Source organism: Bacillus sp. FSL R12-0074, from assembly GCF_038005725.1.
Taxonomy (GTDB): Bacteria; Bacillota; Bacilli; order Bacillales; family Bacillaceae_G; genus Bacillus_A; species Bacillus_A mycoides.
This window is the reverse complement of record NZ_JBBOTR010000001.1, coordinates 4,491,489-4,510,720: the sequence shown is the minus strand read 5'-3', so window position 1 is coordinate 4,510,720 and position 19,232 is coordinate 4,491,489. Positions and strand designations below refer to the sequence as shown.

Below are 19,232 nucleotides of genomic sequence, written 5' to 3'. Positions count from 1 at the left end.
TAAGCCCCTCCTTTTGTAAGGAGGGGCTTTTTATTTAGGCTAATTGTCTAGTTTCTTTACAATTCTTAATCCGAACATCATTGTAAAGAAAAGAATACCAAACAAATAATACAAGGCATACTCAACTCGTATCATCGAATTTTTGTCAGTGATATATAAAATAAATAGTATCGCAGAACCGATTAAATGAGAGAGGCCGAAAATTTGCGCCATAAGTTTTAAACTCATCTTCTCGATTCTTTCATCCATCTCAGGTAATGGATATTTCTCGGAATCGTGCTTCTTTTTCTTAAAGAATATTCGTTTCACTATGAATAGTATTAAGGCTAAGAGTATGTATACGCAAGTGAATAGAAGGACAGAACTAATCTTTTCTTCATCATTACTATTGAAATAAAGAAAAGTTGAACCTAACAATAAAATGGTAAGATGCGAAATGAACTCTTGATTAAAAGTATTTTTCATTCTTTTTCCTCCCCGGTTTTATCTAATTGAAATAAATCCTTCACTTTACAGCCGAAAAACTCACATAATTTCAATGCTAATTCTAAACTCGGGTTGTATTTATTCTTCTCGATAGCGATGAGGGATTGTCTAGTGATTTGAACAGAGGAAGCTAATTGCTCTTGGGTGATGTCTCTAACGACGCGGAATTGTTTTACTTTATTTTTAATCAAATATACAAAGTCTCCTTTTTGTAAATTTGTTACATTTATAATATCCATTTTTAGGTAAAAAGTAAATGAAACTTTACAAAAAGTAAATGAAACTTTACGAGAAATATTGCTTGTTATGATGTTGTTTTTTGTGATAATTTGGAATTAAATGAAAAATGAAAGTCGATAGAGGAGATTCAATGGGGAGCAAAAAGAGTAAGAAAAAGCAAGCTAAAAGACAAAAGTATATAAAGAAAAAACAGGAACAGAACATACCTCTTTCAAAAAAAGTAGTCATTATGATAGAAAAAACATTTCGGTATATTTGTATGTTCTTGTATGTGATTTTTTGCGTGTTTTTATGTGGGATGGTTAAAAATTTTGGGATAACCCCTAATGTTATTGAAGGTATTTTTGGCGTTACACTTGTTATGGTAGAAGGATTCTTATTCTTTATATTATTTGATAAAGTGTGGCCTAGTCATGAAAGTAAAAAAGATAGAAAAAGAAGAAAAAAATCTTCATCCGATTCAAGCTCATCAAGCGGATTTGGTGATTACAGTAGCAACGATTGTAGCAGTTCAAGTGATGGTGGAGGAGATTGCGGAGGTGGTGGAGACTAAATTAGTTTTTCAGAAGAACGACTAATGAAAGGGTGGGACGAAAGATGGAAACTGTGAATTTATTAGAATTAACAAAGGACATTCAAGAACAACATAAAAACTTCGTCGTTTCAAATGTAAATAATCATTGCTTACGAATCGCCGTATTTACTGGTGAATATGATTGGCACTATCATTCTAATTCGGATGAATTATTTATTGTGCTAGAGGGAGAACTACTTATCGATTTTGAAGATGGAGAGACGGCGGTTTTAAAGCCAAATGATTCTATCTTAATTCCAGCATGCACGATCCATAGAACGAGAGCATTCAAGAGAACGGTAAATCTTTGTTTTGAAAATATAGAGGCGGATACGATTAAAGTGGAGCAATTATGAAAAAATTATCTGTAGCCCAGTATAGAAAAATCCTTCCGATTTTAGAAGGTCATACAAGGACAACAACCTTTGCTCATGCGGTATGTGATCAAATGATAGATGGTGAAGTTTTTGCAAACGAGAAATTAACAGCAGGACTAATTCGTACAGCTAATGGTATCTATTATTTATTTGGTGATACGGATGATCAAAATTATAACGAATATTTATTTGCGTATTTAAAAATGGCTATTGAAAAAACAGAGAAGAGATTTACATTGTTCACTTCGAGTGACGAGTGGGAAATGATGTTAGAAGAGCGTTTTAGTAATGCATTTCGGAACATCCTACGAATGACATTTCAATTTCAAAGAGAAGTTTTTGAAGATAGAAGAATAGAATTAAACAAAAATACATATGAAATTAAACGTATTGATAAAAGTGATATAGAACGAAGTAATGAATTTACAGAGGATTATTACAAAGAATATTGGGGATCAAAAGAAGTGTTTTTAAATAACGGCTTTGGCTTTTGTATAGAACAAGATGGGATGATTGTAGCCGAATGCGTCTCAATATTTAGAGGGAATGGTTTTGCTGAAATTGATATTGCAACACATGAAGCACATCAAGGGAAAGGGTTAGCTCAAGCTGTCGCAACACGTTTCATTGAACAGTGTATACAAAATCATATTACACCATGCTGGGATTGTAATGTAGATAATATTCCCTCGCAAAAATTAGCTAGTAAATTAAGCTTCCATAATCCAGTAGAATATGTTTTGTTTGTCCGCAAGAAAATGGGGGAATAAAAGATGAATGTAGAATTAACAAGATTCAAAGTCAAGCCAGGTAAAAGTCATCGCGTAGATGAATGGATGCAGCTTCTTAATGATAATATGAAAGAAGTGCTTTTGACATTAAACGACGAAAAGATGTATGTAGAGACAATTTTCCGGGAAATAAGAGATGGAGAAGAGTACTTATATTGGTATTCTGTGCAAGGAGAAGGCGGGGCTCTTGTCGGAAATTCTCATCATGAAATTGATAAAAAACATTTAGAGTTTTGGTATGAATGTATTGATGAAGAAGCACCGGCTGTCGATCTGAAGACGGAAGTCGTTATGATTCAAGATGTTGTGAAAGAAGCGATGAAATAATAGAGTAGTATTTTGTAAAGATAAACCATCCTCTTTTTTTGTGAAATATATATTATTGGAGATGCTGTAAGATGCGAATTAGTCATAAATATATCACTCTCGATGAAATAGAGATAATCAGAGACTCATTAGATAAATTGCATGAATATCATAACAGTAAATCAAAATATTTTTCTGGTGATTATCCAAGAATGACATTTGAGGAACGTATTGAAGATTATAAAAAAAATTCAAAGTACGGAGAATATAGAATTGAACTATTGATTGAGTTAGAAACAGATAATATATTAGGATTTTGTATAGCGTATAGTAAAAGCGTAAGTGGGAAGATTGAAGTTTTATTTGTTGATGAAAAATATCGAAGAAACGGATTCGGTTTGAAATTAATGAATAGTGCAGTGGAATGGTTTAAAGAAAAGCAAGTAGATGACATTGAATTAATAGTAGTGTACGGAAATGAAGCTGTATCGTTTTATCAAAAGCTGGGATTTTATCCACGTTCAATTATTATGACAACTAAATCATAAAGATATTATGAGAATATATCTTTTAAATGAGTGGAAGTTTTTATTTCGAAAAAATTGATTTGTATGTTAAAAAATTAAAATATATGTGAGAAGCACATTAAAATAGATGTGCTTTTTATTATGAAAATTTTTTTGGATTTGAAGGGAGTTATGCAAAAGTAACAGAAGGTGTGAAAAATGATTTAACAATAAACTCAAAAGAGTTTCTGTACCAAATGAAGTCTTTAGCAAAAAAATAGTGAAGGTATACCAAGTGATTATTTTGAACAATATTATAAAGAAATAAAAAACACGAAACCAAAAGACCTACCAATATACGGTATAGTTGTAACAGGGAAAACAGAGGATTTACAAGGTTTACAAGGAGCACCATATATTAAGGCGGCTGTAAGAGGCGTAACAGTTGAGAAATATTGATTACAATTAATTAATGTGAATAATCAGAAAATTTATGTTATAATATGGGAAAAGGAGGTTTATATGAGGCAAATACATGGAGCAATTTATATTTACATAACAATGTTTTTCGTGGCGATATCCTATGGATTAGGGCACGTGTATTCGCATCCTATACTAACTTTTTTAAGCGGAGCATGTATGGCGTTTGCGCTTCTTGTCCACCTTTTCTCAGTTTGGATCGTGAAATTTCAAATAAATATTAGTGAGATAGAAGAAGGCACTTTTTAAAGGGCCTTCTTTAATAAAAAGGTAGCGATCACGCTACCTTTTTATTATTTCACAAATTGTAATTCTTTCGGGAATTTCGTTAAGATTTCTGATCCGTCTTTTGTGATGTAAATATCATCTTCAATACGAACGCCGCCTACGTTTGGTACGTAAATACCTGGCTCAATTGTGAAGACCATACCTTCTTTTAATAGAGACTCATTGCCTTCTTTTACATCTGGATATTCGTGTACGCTAATTCCAAGTCCGTGGCCAAGGCGGTGAGGGAAGAAGTCTCCATAACCTGCATCTGTGATAACAGAGCGAGCAGCGTTGTCAATTGCACCAAATGTAACGCCTGGTTTACATGCTTCAACTGCTTGTAGTTGTCCAGCAAGTACAGTGTTGTAAATGCGAGTTTGTTCTTCAGAAATATCACCAAATGCTACTGTACGCGTAATATCAGAGCAATAACCTTCAATGATTACACCTAAATCAAATAGTACGAAATCGCCGCGTTTCATTTTGTTTGCACCTGGAATACCGTGTGGAAGAGCAGAGTTTGAGCCTGCTAATACCATCGTATCGAATGACATTTTATGGATGCCTTTTGTTTTTAATTCATGCTCAATAATTGCTAATACTTCTAGCTCACTACGATTTTCTTTAATTGCATTTACACCAACTTCAACAGCATAATCTGCCATTTTAGCCGCTTCACGCAAAATAGAAAGTTCTTTTTCGTCTTTAATTAAGCGAAGCTCGCGAACTTTTTCTTCAGCCGATTTGAAAGCTGCATTTGGGAATAATTTTGTTAATTCTTCGTAGCGCTCTACGTTTAAATGTTCTTTTTCAATTGCAACTGCATTTGCATCAATACCACGATCTTTAATTGCTTTTGCAATCATATCCCATGGTCTGTCCGTATCAGTAAATCCGATAATCTCATGTGCCCAGCCAGCGTTACGTGCTTGGCCTTCTTCCATTTTAGGACAAATTAAAATAGGCTCTTTTTCTTGGAATACAAACATACCAAGTAGTCTTTCATGTGGTTCACAGTGGAAGTTTGTCATGTAGAAGACGTTCGGTGTAGAAGTTAAGAACGCAGCTTCTACGTTTTTTTCTTTTAGCCATTGCATTAAATTTTCTAATCTAGCATTCATTGATTGGCACCCCCGAGATATTTAATTACAAATATAACTTTACATCGGAGGAAAGCGTTATGACAAGTAAATCGATGTTAGAAAAGACAGGGAATTGAGAAATCATGTAGAATAAAAAGTGAGAATGTGAATAGGGGAGGAATGTAATGATGAAAGTATCGTATCACGGGCATTCAGTTGTAAAGATTGAAACGAATGGAAAAGTTATTTTAATTGACCCATTTTTAACGGGAAATCCGAAAACCGATTTAAAGGCTGAAGATGTAAAAGTTGATGCGATTATTTTATCGCACGGACACGGTGATCATGTTGGAGATACAGTAGCGTTAGCAAAGAACAATAATGCGGTCGTTGTGGCACCGTTTGAATTAGCGACATTTTTAGGATGGCAAGGTGTAAATACACATCCAATGCATATTGGTGGTTCACATGAATTTGACTTTGGAAAAGTGAAATTTACTCAAGCATTCCACGGCTCTAGTTATATTGATGAAGAAAATAAGACGATTACATATACAGGTATGCCAGCTGGTATTTTGTTTACAGCAGAAGAGAAAACGGTATATCATGCAGGAGATACTGCTTTATTCTCTGATATGAAGTTAATTGGAGAACTGAATAATATTGATGTAGCATTTTTACCAATTGGCGATAATTTCACAATGGGGCCAGAAGACGCTGTGTTAGCAGCAAAATGGATAGAGGCGAAAACAGTTGTACCGATGCATTACAATACGTTCCCAGTTATTGAACAAGATCCATATCAATTTGTAGGAAAGCTACAAAATTGTACAGGGAAAGTATTAGAAGCTGGAGAAAGTATTACACTATAAAAAAAAACCTTCATTTGAAATGACAAGTGAAGGGTTTTTTATGTGTGTAGTACAGTTTTTAAAGTCTGTATTTGTTTAGCTGATTCTTCTCGTTTTGTACGTGGCTGTTCGGGTGTTTCATTCAACTCCATTGCAACTTTTTTCCCATCTACGAAAGCTAAAAATACAGCACCTACAACCTCTAAAAATTTTTTCATCATGTATTCGCTCCTTTGTTTCATTTCTTATCTTAATTGTATATGGAATCGGGTGGACAAACTATCGAACGAGATGACAACAGCATTACATTGTTGTAATAGAATGACTGGTGGAATGTAAGGGGTATTTTGTTATAAAAAAAATGGTACAGGCATATAAAGAGAGAGTGTAACAGTTTTGAAAATATAGTATACTGAAAATACAACACATGAAGAATTTAGGGAAAAGAAAGTATGGTGAAACCATTTGGCTACCAAACATAATCAAATTTTAGAACATATTAATAGCCTGCCGGTAGGGCATAAAATTTCTGTGAGGCAAATTGCGAAAGATTTGAGTGTAAGTGAAGGGACAGCTTACCGTGCAATTAAAGACGCAGAAAATAAAGGTTATGTTAGTACAATTGAACGTGTCGGAACGATTCGAATTGAACAAAAGAAGAAAGAGAATATCGAAAAACTGACATATGCAGAAGTCGTTAACATTGTCGATGGTCAAGTACTTGGAGGCAGAGAAGGACTACATAAAACATTAAATAAATTCGTAATCGGGGCTATGAAATTAGAAGCGATGATGCGCTATACAGAAGCAGGGAATTTACTTATCATCGGTAACCGTACGAACGCACATCAATTAGCACTAGAAGCAGGGGCAGCAGTGTTAATTACGGGCGGATTTGATACGGAAGATCATGTGAAGAAATTAGCAGACGAATTAAAGCTTCCAATTATTTCAAGTAGTTATGATACATTTACGGTCGCAACGTTAATTAACCGTGCAATTTATGATCAACTTATCAAGAAAGAAATTGTACTCGTTGAAGATATTTTAACGCCAATTGAAGAAACGTTATATTTAAAGCCAAATGATACAGTACAGCAATGGCATGCGTATAATGAAGAAACGATGCATGGACGTTATCCAATTGTTGATGAAAATAAAAAGGTGTTAGGTATTGTAACTTCAAAAGATATGATTGGTGTCGTGAAAGAAACACCAATTGATAAAGTGATGACAAAGCATCCAATTACGGTAAACGGAAAAATGTCTGTCGCAGCTGCAGCACGTATGATGGTGTGGGAAGGTATTGAGTTACTTCCTGTTGTGGAAGAAGGGAATAAATTGCAAGGGATCATTAGTCGCCAAGATGTACTTCAGGCGTTGCAAATGATTCAACGTCAACCGCAAGTTGGGGAAACAATTGATGATATTGTAACGAACCAATTTATGACGCCGAAAGAAGCGAAAAATGAGCATTTGTATCAATTTTCAGTGACGCCACAAATGACGAATTCAATCGGGACGTTATCTTACGGTGTATTCACAACAATTGTGACAGAAGCAACAAACCGTGTCATTCGTGCGCAGAAGAAGAGCGATTTAATTGTTGAAAACTTAACCATTTATTTCGTTAAGCCAGTTCAAATTGATAATGTTGTATCAGTTCATCCGAAAGTATTAGAAATTGGGCGTAAATTTGGTAAGATTGATGTAGAAGTGCATCATGAAGGTAATGTTGTCGGGAAAGCATTACTTATGGTGCAATTGATCGATAAATAAAAAGATGGAACAAATCGCTTTGGTTTGTTCCATCTTTTTTGTTTTATTGGGTTTGGAAGCTGTTGCTAAAGATGCGGAAGAGTTTTAGCGGGAAATATATATATAAGGAGAGATGAATGTATAATTAGAAAAAACAGAATATTAATCCGTTTAGATTGTATACTATGATATAATTAGATTGTAAGATAATGGATGTCGGAAGGGGGATGCAATATGTCATCAGAATTACTCTTTTTTGGTGGTATCGCACTCTTTTATTTCCTTGTGATGATACCAATTCAATACTTATACTTACAAGGATTAAATGAAAAAAAGAAACGAACAGGATTATCTCAGCAAGAGCTATACAAACAGATGTCTTTTGGAGAAGAACAATTACATTTTCACGTGCAAGGTAATCCCTTTAATATACCATCTGCGTTTGTTGCGTATATGATTTTGAAAGTGAAGGGACGTAAAAAAGCATCACAATGTTGATGCTTTTTTTACGTTGTTTTATAAGATTCGGCTTCTTTGACTGCTAATGGTAGAAAGTGTTTATATTGGCGGAATCCATTAAATGTACTCGCGCTGCCAAATAAAATAAACAAAACACCAACGATAATGCGTGCAGTTGAAAGTTCTAAAAAGAATTGGTTTATCCCAAAGAAGAGGACGAATAAGCCGAGTGCCATTGCGGATTTTCCAGAGAGCCAACCTTTCTCCATTGGACGGTTTGTACGAAAGAATTTTGTTTTATAGAAGAGGTACAACACAAATGAGATGATAATACAAAAGACGAATACTGGCATAATACACGCTCCCATCGATTGGTATAAAAATAATAATTTAGAAAAAGAAAAATCTAAACTTTCTAATTTTTATTATAAAGCAATTGTTCGCATGTATGAAATGTTTTCCGTTATAATGGGGGATAAAGTAAAACTTTAATTAGTGTGGGGAGATCCCACGTACTAATTATTAGCCCTCACCAATCGGGCTTTTACGTGCATTCAGGCTCCAAATTAATTTTGCCCCATTGTTTTTAATACTTTTGAGGTGGGAGTCTTACTACACGTTAATGCGGGATAAAATGAAGAAGTTGAATAAAAAGGAGATTATACATATGCATGAGCAAATTTTAGGAGCAATTAAAGAGTTTGATACAATTATTATTCATCGTCATGTACGTCCGGATCCGGATGCGTTAGGTTCTCAGTGCGGACTTGGTACAATTCTGCAAGAATCGTTTCCAGAGAAAAATATTTATATGGTTGGGTACAACGAGCCTTCTTTATCGTTTTTACGAGTAATGGATGATATTGAAGATAGTGTATATGAAGATGCACTTGTTATCGTTTGTGATACAGCGAACCAAGAGCGTGTTTGTGATCAGCGTTATGCAAAAGGAAAGATGTTAATTAAAATTGATCATCATCCGAATGAAGACCCGTACGGAGATATTACATGGGTGGATACGACAGCAAGTTCTACAAGTGAAATGATTTATGAATTTTACAGTTATGGAAAAGATAAAGGATTAACGATTTCAAAGGAAGCAGCTCGCCTTATTTTAGCGGGTATTGTTGGAGATACAGGTCGTTTCTTATTCCCGAATACAACAGCGAAAACACTTCGTTACGTAAGTGAGCTTGTTGAAATGGATGTTAAATTTACGGATTTATACAATGAAATGTATAAGACAAAAGAAAAAATCGCTCGTTTAAACGGTTATATTTTACAAAACTTCACGATGGTAGAAGAAGGCGCAGCGTACATTAAATTAACGAAAGAGGTACTAGAAGAGTTTGATGTACTTTCTACTGAAGCATCTGGTGTTGTCGGAGCACTTGGTAATATTGGTGGATTAAAGGCATGGGTTCTATTTTTAGAGGAAGATGATGTTATTCGTGTTCGTCTTCGTTCAAAAGGACCAGTTATTAATAAGTTAGCAATGCAATATAATGGCGGAGGACATCCGATGGCTTCTGGTGCAAAAGCATCTTCTTGGGAAGAAGCAGATCGCCTGTTTGCTGATTTACGTGAGCTGTGTAGATAAAAATTGTATGTTGAACGAAAGAGAAGGAGAGGCACTGAAGCCCTCCTTTTTTTATTTTTCTTTCTCTATATCAATACTAATTTCAAGTACGGTATCAAAAGAGACTGTGTCTACTTTAAAGCGGTATATACGATCGTAATGTTTGTACGTTTTATTTTCGATGACTTTTTTGAGCAGGTCTTTATTTTTTGCGATGCTTTGAATGTTTTTCGTTAAAAGATGCTGGAGGTCATTATGGATAGAAGTGGTCATGTTTTCAAGTGTAAGATTGTCTAAATCATATTTTTTTCGATTTATAATTTTTATTTTGATTTCTTGAATTGTTAAGAGCCGTTTATTTTCTGTGTTCAATTTCTCTTGGTCTTCGAGAAGGACGTGGAGTTTTGCTTCTTGTTTTTCGATAATTTCTTTTTGTTCTGCTATTTTACTAGTTTGTTCTTCTTGAAAAACACCGTATATGTACAAAAAAACAAACCAGCTCAACACTCCTCCAACAGCAGCGCCAGCTAAAACTAAATACCACCTTTTGGCTGTATTGGCACTGGGTACTCTCATACATGTTCCTGTGTAAGCCATTTAATAATAATAAGACCAGTTTGCATACCGCCAGTTGCAAAAAAAATAAGGAGAATTTGTTTTACGATATCTTTTATATCTCCGCCAAAGAAGCTTCTTTCAAAGCTATAAAAGGTATCGAACGTTCCGCCAATTGCTGCAACGAGTGCCCAAATTCTTAAATTTTGGGCGAATTGATTAATATAAGTTAGAGTTGGTTTTCCGATGAGAAATGCACCAAATCCGCCAATTAATGAACCACCAAGTATAACTCCAAAGGCAATAAAATAACTAATAATAAGCAGAGAGAAAAAAGTATGTTCTCTTACATCCATCGTCATTCCCCTTTCTTCTTCATATATATGGACAAAGTATGAGAAGTATGTTTTGATTTCCGCTTTCCTCATCACCTATAATAAAAGTAGTCACATAGGTAAAGAGAGGGTACAACAGTGAAGTTTGTGCATTTACAATGTCAAACCGTTTTTAGTTTATTAAAAAGTGCTTGTAAAATTGATGAGCTTGTCATTCGGGCGAAAGAGCTTGGATTTTCATCGCTGGCCATTACAGATGAAAATGTTATGTATGGAGTTATTCCGTTTTATAAAGCATGCAAGAAAAATGGTATACAGCCTATTATCGGCTTAACAGCTTCTATTTTTAGTGAAGAAGAAGAAAGGTCTTATCCACTTGTCTTACTTGCTGAGAATGAAATAGGCTATCAAAATTTATTAAAGATCTCTAGCAGCATTATGACGAAGTCAAAAGAAGGTATCCCGAAGAAGTGGCTTGCTCATTATGCGAAAGGGTTAATTGCAATTTCACCAGGGAAAGACGGAGAGATTGAACAGCTATTATTAGAAGACAAAGAGAGTCAGGCTGAAGAAGTAGCTCATACGTATCAAAATATGTTCAGCAATTTTTATATAAGTTTGCAGCATCATGCAATTCAAGATGAACTGCTTTTACAAGAAAAACTGCCTGAATTTATTAATAAGGTAAACGTTCCAGTCGTTGCAACAAATGATGTTCGCTATATTAATCAAAGTGACGCACTTGTTCATGAATGTTTATTATCTGTCGAAGGCGGAACGAAAATGACTGATCCAGATAGACCGAGAATGAAAACGGATCAGTATTATTTAAAGTCATCGGATGAAATGGGAGCACTATTTTCTCATGCTGAGGAAGCGGTTCAAAATACAATAACAATAGCGGAACGTTGCCAAGTAGAAATTCCTTTCCATGTAAATCAATTACCGAAATTTCCTGTTCCATTTAACGAGACGAATGATACGTATTTGCGCCGTGTTTGTGAAGAAGGCTTGCAGAAACGCTATGGTACGCCGAAAGAAGCGCATATAGGACGTTTGAATCATGAATTAAATGTTATTTCTCGTATGGGATTTAGCGATTATTTCCTCATCGTATGGGACTTTATGAAATATGCACATGAAAATCATATTTTAACTGGGCCAGGCCGTGGATCGGCAGCTGGTTCACTCGTTTCTTACGTATTGGAAATTACAGATATTGATCCGATTGAATATGAATTATTATTTGAAAGGTTTTTAAACCCTGAACGTGTGACACTTCCAGATATTGATATTGATTTTCCAGATATAAGACGTGATGAGATGATTCGATATGTGAAAGATAAATATGGTCAGCTTCGTGTTGCTCAAATTGTAACGTTCGGAACTCTTGCAGCGAAAGCCGCAATTAGAGACATTGCTCGTGTAATGGGGCTCCTGCCAAGAGATATTGACATATTTTCAAAACTTATCCCATCAAAGCTTGGTATAACGTTAAGAGATGCATATGAGGAATCGCAATCGCTCCGTGAGTTTATACAAGGGAATCTGTTACATGAGCGTGTGTTTGAAATTGCAAAACGTGTAGAGGGATTACCGCGTCATACGTCTATTCATGCAGCTGGCGTTATTATGAGCCAAGAACCGTTAACGGGAAGTGTAGCGATTCAAGAAGGGCATAACGATGTCTATGTTACGCAATATCCAGCTGATGCATTAGAAGAACTTGGATTGCTCAAGATGGACTTTTTAGGCTTACGTAATTTAACGTTACTTGAAAATATTATAAAATTTATTGTTGAAAAAACTGGGAAACAAATTGATATAAGAAATTTACCTCTGCAAGATGAAAAGACGTTTCAATTGTTAGGAAGAGGGGATACAACAGGTGTATTCCAGCTTGAATCAGGTGGTATGCGAAATGTACTTCGTGGGTTAAAACCGAATGAATTTGAAGACATAGTCGCTGTTAACTCGTTATACAGACCAGGACCGATGGAACAAATTCCAACCTTTATTGAATCGAAGCATGGGAAAAGACGAATTGAATATTTACATCCGGATTTAAAGCCGATTTTAGAAAGAACATACGGCGTAATTGTATACCAAGAACAAATTATGCAAATCGCATCGAAGTTAGCTGGATTTTCGCTTGGAGAAGCGGATTTGCTGCGCCGTGCAGTGAGTAAAAAAAATCGTGATATTTTAGATCAAGAACGTAAGCATTTTGTTCAAGGTTGTTTGGAAAACGGATACGATGAGACGTCTTCAGAACAAATTTATGATTTAATTGTAAGATTTGCGGATTACGGTTTTAACCGAAGTCACGCTGTAGCTTACAGTATGATCGGATATCAGCTTGCATATTTAAAAGCAAATTATACGCTGGAATTTATGACTGCGTTATTATCAAGTGCAATTGGAAATGAAGATAAGATTGTGCAGTATGTACGAGAAACGAAGCGGAAAGGTTTTCACGTTTTACCGCCGTCTCTTCAGAGAAGTGGTTACAACTTCCAAATAGAAGGGAATGCGATTCGATATAGTTTACTTTCGATTCGGAATATCGGAATGGCTACCGTGACGGCATTACTCGAAGAACGAGAGGAAAAAATGTTCGAAGATTTATTTGAGTTTTGTCTTCGTATGCCATCAAAATTTGTAACAGAGCGAAATTTAGAAGCGTTTGTCTGGTCTGGTTGTTTTGACGGTTTTGGTGTTTCGAGGACGACGTTATGGAGAAGTCTTAAAGGAGCGTTGGAGTATGCAAATCTTGCACGTGATTTTGATTTAGGGGATGCTGTTCCGAAATCAAAATACGTACAAGGAGAAGAGCTATCCTTTATTGAACAGTTAAATAAAGAGAAGGAAGCACTCGGTTTTTATTTATCTAGCTATCCGACAGCGCAGTATGCGGAGCTAGGAAAAGAATTAGAAATTCCATCTCTTGCTCAGGCGATGCGACATAAGAAAAAAGTACAAAGAGCGATCGTATATATAACAAGTGTGAAAGTTATTCGTACGAAAAAGTTGCAAAAGATGGCGTTTATTACATTCTGTGATCAAAATGATGAAATGGAAGCCGTTATTTTTCCAGAAACGTATATACATTTTTCGGACAGGTTACAAGAAGGTGCAATCGTTTTAGTTGATGGTACGATCGAGCAAAGAAATCATAAGTTGCAATGGATCGTGAATGGACTATATCCGCTAGAAGAAATGGATGTTTATGAAGGAATGAAAGAAGCATCTGTTTACGTGAAATTGCCGTCTCAATATGAAAAAAAGCTTGTAAATCAAGTTACAAAAATATTGTTTGATTATTCAGGTTTTACGAAAGTACTAATTTATTATGAAAAGGAACATAAAATGGTACAATTATCTCGAAGTTTATCGATTCATCCAAGTGAAGAATGTCTAGGAGCACTTCGTGAAATTGTCGGTGACGAAAATGTCGTTGTGAAAATATAATGGACAATTTCCCTACACTTCGATTATTATAGTAGTAGTGTTCGTGGTCAGACCACTTGGAGAAATTGATATCAGCAAGCATAATTTGAGGAGAGTGGATAGTTTGTCAACACTTCGTGAAGAAGCACTTCACATGCATAAAGTGCATCAAGGAAAATTAGAAACTGTATCAAAAGTAAAAGTAGAAAATGCAAAAGATTTAAGTCTTGCATATTCTCCAGGGGTTGCAGAGCCTTGTAAAGAAATTTATGACGATAAAAGTAAGGTATATGAATATACAATGAAGGGAAATATGGTAGCAGTTGTGACAGATGGAACGGCTGTACTTGGTCTTGGTAACATTGGACCTGAAGCATCTCTTCCAGTAATGGAAGGTAAAGCTGTATTATTCAAGAGCTTTGCTGGTGTAGATGCATTCCCAATTGCCTTAAATACAAACGATGTAGATAAAATTGTTGAAACTGTAAAATTAATGGAGCCAACTTTTGGCGGTGTAAACTTAGAAGATATCGCAGCGCCAAACTGCTTCGTTATTGAAGAACGTTTGAAAAAAGAAACAAACATTCCAATATTCCATGATGATCAACACGGAACAGCTATCGTAACAGTAGCAGGCCTTGTGAACGCGCTGAAGTTAGTTGGAAAGAAAATGTCTGACATTAAAGTTGTCGCAAATGGTGCAGGTGCAGCAGGTATTGCAATCATTAAACTTTTATATCGCTATGGTGTACGTGACGTTATTATGTGTGACCGTAAAGGTGCAATCTATGAAGGTCGTCCTGTCGGTATGAATCCGGTGAAAGATGAAGTTGCAAAATATACAAATAAGAGTCGTATAGAAGGTTCTTTAGCTGACGTTTTACAAGGTGCGGACGTATTCATTGGTGTATCTGCAGCAGGTGCATTAACTGAAGAGATGGTTCGTACAATGAATGACGATGCAATTATTTTTGCAATGGCGAATCCGGTTCCAGAAATTATGCCAGAATTGGCAAAAGCAGCGGGCGCAGCTGTTGTTGGAACAGGTCGTTCTGACTTCCCGAACCAAGTAAATAATGTACTAGCGTTCCCAGGGATTTTCCGCGGTGCACTTGATGTACATGCGACACAAATTAATGAAGAAATGAAGATGGCAGCTGTACAGGCCATTGCAGAGCTTGTATCAGAGGATGAGTTGAATGCAGATCATATCATTCCAGCACCATTTGACGCGCGTGTAGCGCCTCAAGTAGCGGCTTACGTTGCGAAAGCAGCAATGGAGACAGGAGTAGCTCGCCGTCAAGTAGATCCAAATGAAGTCGCTGAGAAAACAAAACAATTAGCGCTGATTGGTAAAGAATAAGCGAGGAATTTCCATTGACATCATCAAATACAAAAGTATATCTCGAAATTGTAAAAAAAATCCGTTCCATTATGGAAGAGGATTGTTTAGTAGCAGGGGATCGTTTGCCATCTGAGCGTGAGTTAAGTTCACGCTTAAATGTTGGACGTTCCTCTGTAAGAGAAGCATTACGTGCGTTAGAGCTGGTAGGATTAATTGAAACGAGACGTGGTGAGGGAACGTTTATTCGAAACTTTTACGATAACGGTCTTGTACAATTAATTGCTCCGTTCTTGCTGCAAGATGAGAAAACAATTCGTGATTTATTACAAACAAAACGATTGCTTGAGAAAGATATGATTCGACTTGTATGTAATTTACCGAAAGAAACGTTTTCTGAAGTACTAAGTAAATTACACCAAGTGCTTGAAGAAAATGAAAGCTCAATTCCGGTGCTTCATCAAACGTTCTTTAAAACACTTATTGAACAATTCGATAATTATTTACTCTATCGCATTTGGATGATCGTAAATGATTACGTTGCAACTCTTTCTTGTGAAGTTTCAGGAGATTCTATCGAAATGTATAGAAAGCTTTATGCTACTTTGGAAGTGAAACAAGAAAATGATGCATTAAAAATTTACGATGAATTAGTAGAGAATATACAGTTTCACTCGTAATGTATAAAATTTGTCGAAATGACCATGACACGTTATGACAAACATTCTACCGCATAGCGGTTAAAGTTAAACGTAAAGAGAGAGGTTATTAGACAGATTGAGAAGATAAGGCTAACATCAAACATTGGTGTTAGCCCCATTTTCTTCTTACGCTAACCTTAGCTCTCAATGAAGGGGGTCAAATTGTGCTAAGAGATTTATTCGTGAAAAAGAAAAAGTACGCTGCAATACCTTCAGAACAAGTACGAAAAGATGTACCAGATGGCGTTATGACAAAATGTCCGAAATGCAAAAAAATCATGTATACGAAAGAGCTTCTTAAAAATTTAAAAGTATGCGTGAATTGTGGATATCATCATCCGATGAATGCATGGGAACGCCTTGATAGTATATTGGACGAAGGTTCATTTCGTGAGTATGACAAAGAGATGGTTTCACTAAATCCACTTGAGTTTCCGGGATATGAAGAGAAACTAGAAAACGATCGTAAGAAGACTAAATTGAATGAAGCGGTTGTAACTGGTGAAGGAACAATTGATGACATGCTTGTTGTTGTTGCAGTAATGGATTCTCGTTTTCGAATGGGCAGCATGGGCTCTGTTGTAGGAGAGAAAATTGCCCGTGCGGTTGAAAAGGCATACGACTTACAAGTTCCATTTATTATCTTTACTGCTTCGGGTGGTGCTCGTATGCAAGAAGGGATATTAAGTTTAATGCAAATGGCAAAAACAAGCGTAGCTTTGAAAAAGCATAGTAATGCAGGAGGGTTATTTATTTCTGTTATGACTCACCCAACGACGGGCGGGGTTTCAGCGAGTTTCGCTTCACTTGGTGATTACAATCTTGCAGAGCCAGGTGCACTTATCGGATTTGCTGGTAGACGCGTAATTGAACAAACAGTGCGTGAGAAACTACCGGAAGATTTCCAAACGGCAGAATTTTTACTAGAGCACGGTCAATTAGATGCAGTGGTGCATCGTGATGATATGAGAGAATCACTCCGTAAGATTTTAGAAGTTCATCAAGGGGGGGAAATGGCTGTATGGCAGAGCTAGAATTTGAAAAACCAGTTGTTGAGCTAAGAAATAAGATTCGTGAACTGAAAGACTATACGAAAAACAGCCAGATGGACTTCAGTGAGGAGATTCGTATTTTGGAAGACAAGCTAGAAAAACTAGAGGAAGATATATACGGCAATATGAAAGTATGGGACCGTGTTCAAATTGCTCGTCATGCAGAACGACCGACAACGCTCGATTATATTGAGCACTTATTTACTAATTTTTTTGAATGTCATGGAGATCGCCTATTTGGCGACGATGCAGCGATTGTCGGCGGCATTGCGAAATATAAGGGGATGCCCGTAACTGTAATTGGGCACCAACGCGGAAAAGATACGAAAGAAAATATTCGTCGTAATTTTGGGATGCCTCATCCAGAAGGATATCGAAAAGCACTGCGTCTAATGAAACAAGCGGAAAAGTTTAATCGTCCCATTATTTGTTTCATCGATACGAAGGGAGCTTATCCTGGTAAAGCAGCTGAAGAACGTGGACAAAGTGAGGCAATTGCCCGTAATTTATTTGAAATGGCGGGTTTAACTGTACCTGTTATTTGTATCGTTATCGGTGAAGGTGGTAGCGGTGGTGCGTTAGGTCTTGGAGTAGGAGATTACATTCATATGCTGGAAAATTCCACTTATTCTGTTATTACACCAGAGGGTGCGGCGGCGATTCTTTGGAAAGATGCTGGTAAAGCAAAAGAAGCTGCAGAAGCGATGAAAATTACAGCATTAGATTTGAAAGAATTAGGTGTAATTGACGAAATTATTCCAGAGGCAAAAGGCGGAGCACATCGTAATGTTTTGAAACAATCAGAAAATATAGATTTAATGCTTAAGAAAACTTTTGAACAATTAAGCGGAATTTCGAAAGATGAATTAATCGAAAAACGTTATGAAAAATATATGAAAATTGGGCAAGTTTCGTTTTCAAACGCTTCCATTGGGATAAAATAAGAAAAGCGTGCGTTCCTCTTCGCGAATGCACGTTTTTATTATGAAAAGACACATCTTCTCCATTGTGTTTTTGTATTTTTTCGTGTTATTTTATTATAAGGCAAATAATCTTTATGAGGTGAGTACAAATGAAACGTATTGGTGTATTAACAAGTGGTGGAGATTCACCTGGTATGAATGCTGCCATTCGTGCAGTTGTTCGTAAAGCGATTTTCCATGATATTGAAGTATATGGTATTTACCATGGATACGCTGGTTTAATTTCTGGTCATATTGAAAAATTAGAACTTGGTTCTGTTGGCGATATTATCCACCGTGGTGGTACAAAATTATATACAGCAAGATGTCCTGAGTTTAAAGACCCAGAAGTACGACTAAAAGGAATCGAGCAATTAAAGAAACATGGTATTGAAGGACTTGTCGTTATTGGTGGAGATGGTTCGTACCAAGGCGCAAAAAAATTAACTGAGCAAGGATTCCCATGTGTAGGTGTACCAGGTACAATCGACAATGATATCCCTGGAACAGACTTCACAATTGGTTTTGATACAGCTTTAAACACTGTTATTGATGCAATTGATAAAATCCGTGATACAGCTACATCTCATGAACGTACATATGTTATCGAAGTAATGGGACGTCACGCTGGAGATATCGCATTATGGGCTGGTTTAGCTGATGGTGCAGAAACTATCTTAATTCCAGAAGAAAAGTATGACATGGAAGATGTTATCGCTCGTCTGAAACGCGGTAGTGAACGTGGTAAAAAGCACAGTATTATCGTTGTAGCTGAAGGTGTTGGAAGTGCAATTGACATCGGTAAGCACATTGAAGAAGCAACAAGCTTTGATACTCGTGTAACTGTATTAGGTCACGTACAACGTGGTGGATCACCAAGTGCACAAGACCGTGTATTAGCTAGTCGTCTTGGCGCAAGAGCAGTTGAATTATTAATTGCTGGTAATGGCGGACGTTGTGTTGGTATTCAAAATAATAAACTTGTTGATCATGACATTATCGAAGCGTTAGCTCAAAAGCATACAATCGATAAAGATATGTATCAATTATCTAAAGAATTATCTATCTAATCGGCT

Annotated in this window: 23 protein-coding genes and 1 pseudogene; 17 read left to right on the top strand and 7 right to left on the bottom strand. The window is 36.2% G+C overall.

The annotated features are described in order from the left end of the window. Positions 1 to 39 precede the first annotated feature (39 nt). Entirely contained in the window at positions 40 to 465 is a 426-nt protein-coding gene (locus NSS97_RS23415) for a hypothetical protein (RefSeq protein WP_044442212.1), read from the bottom strand. After that, on the bottom strand, positions 462 to 725 hold the full coding sequence (locus tag NSS97_RS23410) for a helix-turn-helix domain-containing protein (RefSeq protein WP_107887374.1): 264 nt from the start codon (positions 723 to 725) through the stop codon (positions 462 to 464). Before NSS97_RS23410 ends, NSS97_RS23415 begins: the two co-directional genes overlap by 4 nt. Positions 726 to 856: 131 nt before the next feature. Between NSS97_RS23410 and NSS97_RS23405 the strand changes: the two genes are divergently transcribed. The 7 genes and pseudogenes from NSS97_RS23405 to NSS97_RS23375 all read left to right on the top strand — a co-directional run bounded on the left by NSS97_RS23405 (position 857) and on the right by NSS97_RS23375 (position 4,009). Further along, positions 857 to 1,279, top strand: coding sequence for a hypothetical protein (locus tag NSS97_RS23405; protein ID WP_107887375.1), 423 nt, complete (start codon positions 857 to 859; stop codon positions 1,277 to 1,279). A gap of 44 nt (positions 1,280 to 1,323) precedes the next feature. After that, positions 1,324 to 1,656 carry a cupin domain-containing protein gene (locus tag NSS97_RS23400; protein ID WP_002129379.1) on the top strand — a complete coding sequence of 111 codons (333 nt, stop codon included), beginning with the start codon at positions 1,324 to 1,326 and terminating at the stop codon, positions 1,654 to 1,656. After that, positions 1,653 to 2,447, top strand: coding sequence for a GNAT family N-acetyltransferase (locus NSS97_RS23395; RefSeq protein ID WP_044442219.1), 795 nt, complete (start codon positions 1,653 to 1,655; stop codon positions 2,445 to 2,447). The genes NSS97_RS23400 and NSS97_RS23395 overlap by 4 nt, the downstream gene beginning before the upstream one ends. A gap of 3 nt (positions 2,448 to 2,450) precedes the next feature. Beyond that, complete coding sequence (locus tag NSS97_RS23390) at positions 2,451 to 2,795, top strand: DUF6176 family protein (RefSeq protein WP_044442222.1); 345 nt, start codon at positions 2,451 to 2,453, stop codon at positions 2,793 to 2,795. Between the two features lie 71 nt (positions 2,796 to 2,866). After that, complete coding sequence (locus NSS97_RS23385; RefSeq protein ID WP_002190862.1) at positions 2,867 to 3,322, top strand: GNAT family N-acetyltransferase; 456 nt, start codon at positions 2,867 to 2,869, stop codon at positions 3,320 to 3,322. A 125-nt stretch (positions 3,323 to 3,447) separates the two neighbouring features. After that, positions 3,448 to 3,739, top strand: a pseudogene (locus NSS97_RS23380) (anti sigma factor C-terminal domain-containing protein); the annotation flags it as partial. A gap of 63 nt (positions 3,740 to 3,802) precedes the next feature. After that, positions 3,803 to 4,009 carry a hypothetical protein gene (locus NSS97_RS23375; protein WP_002088956.1) on the top strand — a complete coding sequence of 69 codons (207 nt, stop codon included), beginning with the start codon at positions 3,803 to 3,805 and terminating at the stop codon, positions 4,007 to 4,009. 44 nt (positions 4,010 to 4,053) lie between these two features. Here NSS97_RS23375 and pepQ read toward each other — a convergent pair whose 3' ends face one another. Next, the gene (gene pepQ, locus NSS97_RS23370; RefSeq protein ID WP_107887376.1) at positions 4,054 to 5,151 is read right to left on the bottom strand and encodes a Xaa-Pro dipeptidase; all 1,098 of its coding nucleotides are present in this window, start codon (positions 5,149 to 5,151) and stop codon (positions 4,054 to 4,056) included. Positions 5,152 to 5,300: 149 nt separating this feature from the next. Between pepQ and NSS97_RS23365 the strand changes: the two genes are divergently transcribed. Further along, entirely contained in the window at positions 5,301 to 5,984 is a 684-nt protein-coding gene (locus NSS97_RS23365; protein WP_044442229.1) for a metal-dependent hydrolase, read from the top strand. 38 nt (positions 5,985 to 6,022) lie between these two features. Here the strand turns inward: NSS97_RS23365 and NSS97_RS23360 are convergent, their stop codons facing one another. After that, complete coding sequence (locus NSS97_RS23360) at positions 6,023 to 6,184, bottom strand: hypothetical protein (RefSeq protein ID WP_088034667.1); 162 nt, start codon at positions 6,182 to 6,184, stop codon at positions 6,023 to 6,025. Between the two features lie 244 nt (positions 6,185 to 6,428). Here NSS97_RS23360 and NSS97_RS23355 point away from each other — a divergent pair, with 244 nt between their 5' ends. After that, the gene (locus NSS97_RS23355; protein WP_002088951.1) at positions 6,429 to 7,742 is read left to right on the top strand and encodes a CBS domain-containing protein; all 1,314 of its coding nucleotides are present in this window, start codon (positions 6,429 to 6,431) and stop codon (positions 7,740 to 7,742) included. A gap of 213 nt (positions 7,743 to 7,955) precedes the next feature. Further along, on the top strand, positions 7,956 to 8,219 hold the full coding sequence (locus NSS97_RS23350; RefSeq protein WP_002034294.1) for a DUF3949 domain-containing protein: 264 nt from the start codon (positions 7,956 to 7,958) through the stop codon (positions 8,217 to 8,219). 8 nt (positions 8,220 to 8,227) lie between these two features. Here the strand turns inward: NSS97_RS23350 and NSS97_RS23345 are convergent, their stop codons facing one another. Then, positions 8,228 to 8,533 (bottom strand): YtpI family protein, encoded by a 306-nt coding sequence (locus tag NSS97_RS23345; RefSeq protein WP_044442232.1) that lies wholly within the window; start codon positions 8,531 to 8,533, stop codon positions 8,228 to 8,230. A 314-nt stretch (positions 8,534 to 8,847) separates the two neighbouring features. On the opposite strand from NSS97_RS23345, the gene NSS97_RS23340 reads away from it, so the two are divergent. Next, entirely contained in the window at positions 8,848 to 9,780 is a 933-nt protein-coding gene (locus tag NSS97_RS23340) for a DHH family phosphoesterase (protein ID WP_207913264.1), read from the top strand. 51 nt (positions 9,781 to 9,831) lie between these two features. Here the strand turns inward: NSS97_RS23340 and ytrI are convergent, their stop codons facing one another. Both ytrI and NSS97_RS23330 read right to left on the bottom strand, forming a co-directional pair. Beyond that, the gene (gene ytrI / locus NSS97_RS23335; RefSeq protein ID WP_002088948.1) at positions 9,832 to 10,335 is read right to left on the bottom strand and encodes a sporulation membrane protein YtrI; all 504 of its coding nucleotides are present in this window, start codon (positions 10,333 to 10,335) and stop codon (positions 9,832 to 9,834) included. Further along, a complete protein-coding gene (locus tag NSS97_RS23330; protein ID WP_080784575.1) occupies positions 10,332 to 10,745 on the bottom strand; it encodes a YtrH family sporulation protein in 414 nt (137 codons plus the stop codon). Before NSS97_RS23330 ends, ytrI begins: the two co-directional genes overlap by 4 nt. 42 nt (positions 10,746 to 10,787) lie before the next feature. Here NSS97_RS23330 and dnaE point away from each other — a divergent pair, with 42 nt between their 5' ends. The 6 genes from dnaE to pfkA all read left to right on the top strand — a co-directional run bounded on the left by dnaE (position 10,788) and on the right by pfkA (position 19,226). Further along, a complete protein-coding gene (gene dnaE / locus NSS97_RS23325) occupies positions 10,788 to 14,120 on the top strand; it encodes a DNA polymerase III subunit alpha (RefSeq protein WP_044442239.1) in 3,333 nt (1,110 codons plus the stop codon). Positions 14,121 to 14,253: 133 nt separating this feature from the next. Next, a complete protein-coding gene (locus tag NSS97_RS23320; RefSeq protein ID WP_161793975.1) occupies positions 14,254 to 15,462 on the top strand; it encodes an NAD(P)-dependent malic enzyme in 1,209 nt (402 codons plus the stop codon). Between the two features lie 14 nt (positions 15,463 to 15,476). Continuing rightward, a complete protein-coding gene (locus NSS97_RS23315; RefSeq protein WP_002015502.1) occupies positions 15,477 to 16,121 on the top strand; it encodes a FadR/GntR family transcriptional regulator in 645 nt (214 codons plus the stop codon). A gap of 185 nt (positions 16,122 to 16,306) precedes the next feature. Then, the gene (gene accD / locus NSS97_RS23310) at positions 16,307 to 17,176 is read left to right on the top strand and encodes an acetyl-CoA carboxylase, carboxyltransferase subunit beta (protein ID WP_002015500.1); all 870 of its coding nucleotides are present in this window, start codon (positions 16,307 to 16,309) and stop codon (positions 17,174 to 17,176) included. After that, positions 17,164 to 18,138, top strand: a complete 975-nt coding sequence (accA, locus tag NSS97_RS23305; RefSeq protein ID WP_000818787.1) for an acetyl-CoA carboxylase carboxyl transferase subunit alpha — start codon at positions 17,164 to 17,166, stop codon at positions 18,136 to 18,138. The genes accD and accA overlap by 13 nt, the downstream gene beginning before the upstream one ends. 128 nt (positions 18,139 to 18,266) lie before the next feature. Then, entirely contained in the window at positions 18,267 to 19,226 is a 960-nt protein-coding gene (gene pfkA, locus NSS97_RS23300) for a 6-phosphofructokinase (protein WP_002034288.1), read from the top strand. The last annotated feature ends 6 nt before the right edge of the window (positions 19,227 to 19,232 follow it).

Coding starts and splice junctions, on each gene's coding strand:
- accA (WP_000818787.1), top strand. CDS start 17,164: ATGGCAGAGCTAGAATTTGAAAAACCAGTTGTTGAGCTAAGAAATAAG.
- NSS97_RS23350 (WP_002034294.1), top strand. CDS start 7,956: ATGTCATCAGAATTACTCTTTTTTGGTGGTATCGCACTCTTTTATTTC.
- NSS97_RS23340 (WP_207913264.1), top strand. CDS start 8,848: ATGCATGAGCAAATTTTAGGAGCAATTAAAGAGTTTGATACAATTATT.
- NSS97_RS23320 (WP_161793975.1), top strand. CDS start 14,254: ATGCATAAAGTGCATCAAGGAAAATTAGAAACTGTATCAAAAGTAAAA.
- NSS97_RS23385 (WP_002190862.1), top strand. CDS start 2,867: ATGCGAATTAGTCATAAATATATCACTCTCGATGAAATAGAGATAATC.
- NSS97_RS23345 (WP_044442232.1), bottom strand. CDS start 8,533: ATGCCAGTATTCGTCTTTTGTATTATCATCTCATTTGTGTTGTACCTC.
- pfkA (WP_002034288.1), top strand. CDS start 18,267: ATGAAACGTATTGGTGTATTAACAAGTGGTGGAGATTCACCTGGTATG.
- NSS97_RS23410 (WP_107887374.1), bottom strand. CDS start 725: ATGGATATTATAAATGTAACAAATTTACAAAAAGGAGACTTTGTATAT.
- NSS97_RS23405 (WP_107887375.1), top strand. CDS start 857: ATGGGGAGCAAAAAGAGTAAGAAAAAGCAAGCTAAAAGACAAAAGTAT.
- NSS97_RS23415 (WP_044442212.1), bottom strand. CDS start 465: ATGAAAAATACTTTTAATCAAGAGTTCATTTCGCATCTTACCATTTTA.
- NSS97_RS23360 (WP_088034667.1), bottom strand. CDS start 6,184: ATGATGAAAAAATTTTTAGAGGTTGTAGGTGCTGTATTTTTAGCTTTC.
- pepQ (WP_107887376.1), bottom strand. CDS start 5,151: ATGAATGCTAGATTAGAAAATTTAATGCAATGGCTAAAAGAAAAAAAC.
- ytrI (WP_002088948.1), bottom strand. CDS start 10,335: ATGAGAGTACCCAGTGCCAATACAGCCAAAAGGTGGTATTTAGTTTTA.
- NSS97_RS23365 (WP_044442229.1), top strand. CDS start 5,301: ATGAAAGTATCGTATCACGGGCATTCAGTTGTAAAGATTGAAACGAAT.
- NSS97_RS23390 (WP_044442222.1), top strand. CDS start 2,451: ATGAATGTAGAATTAACAAGATTCAAAGTCAAGCCAGGTAAAAGTCAT.
- NSS97_RS23395 (WP_044442219.1), top strand. CDS start 1,653: ATGAAAAAATTATCTGTAGCCCAGTATAGAAAAATCCTTCCGATTTTA.
- NSS97_RS23375 (WP_002088956.1), top strand. CDS start 3,803: ATGAGGCAAATACATGGAGCAATTTATATTTACATAACAATGTTTTTC.
- NSS97_RS23400 (WP_002129379.1), top strand. CDS start 1,324: ATGGAAACTGTGAATTTATTAGAATTAACAAAGGACATTCAAGAACAA.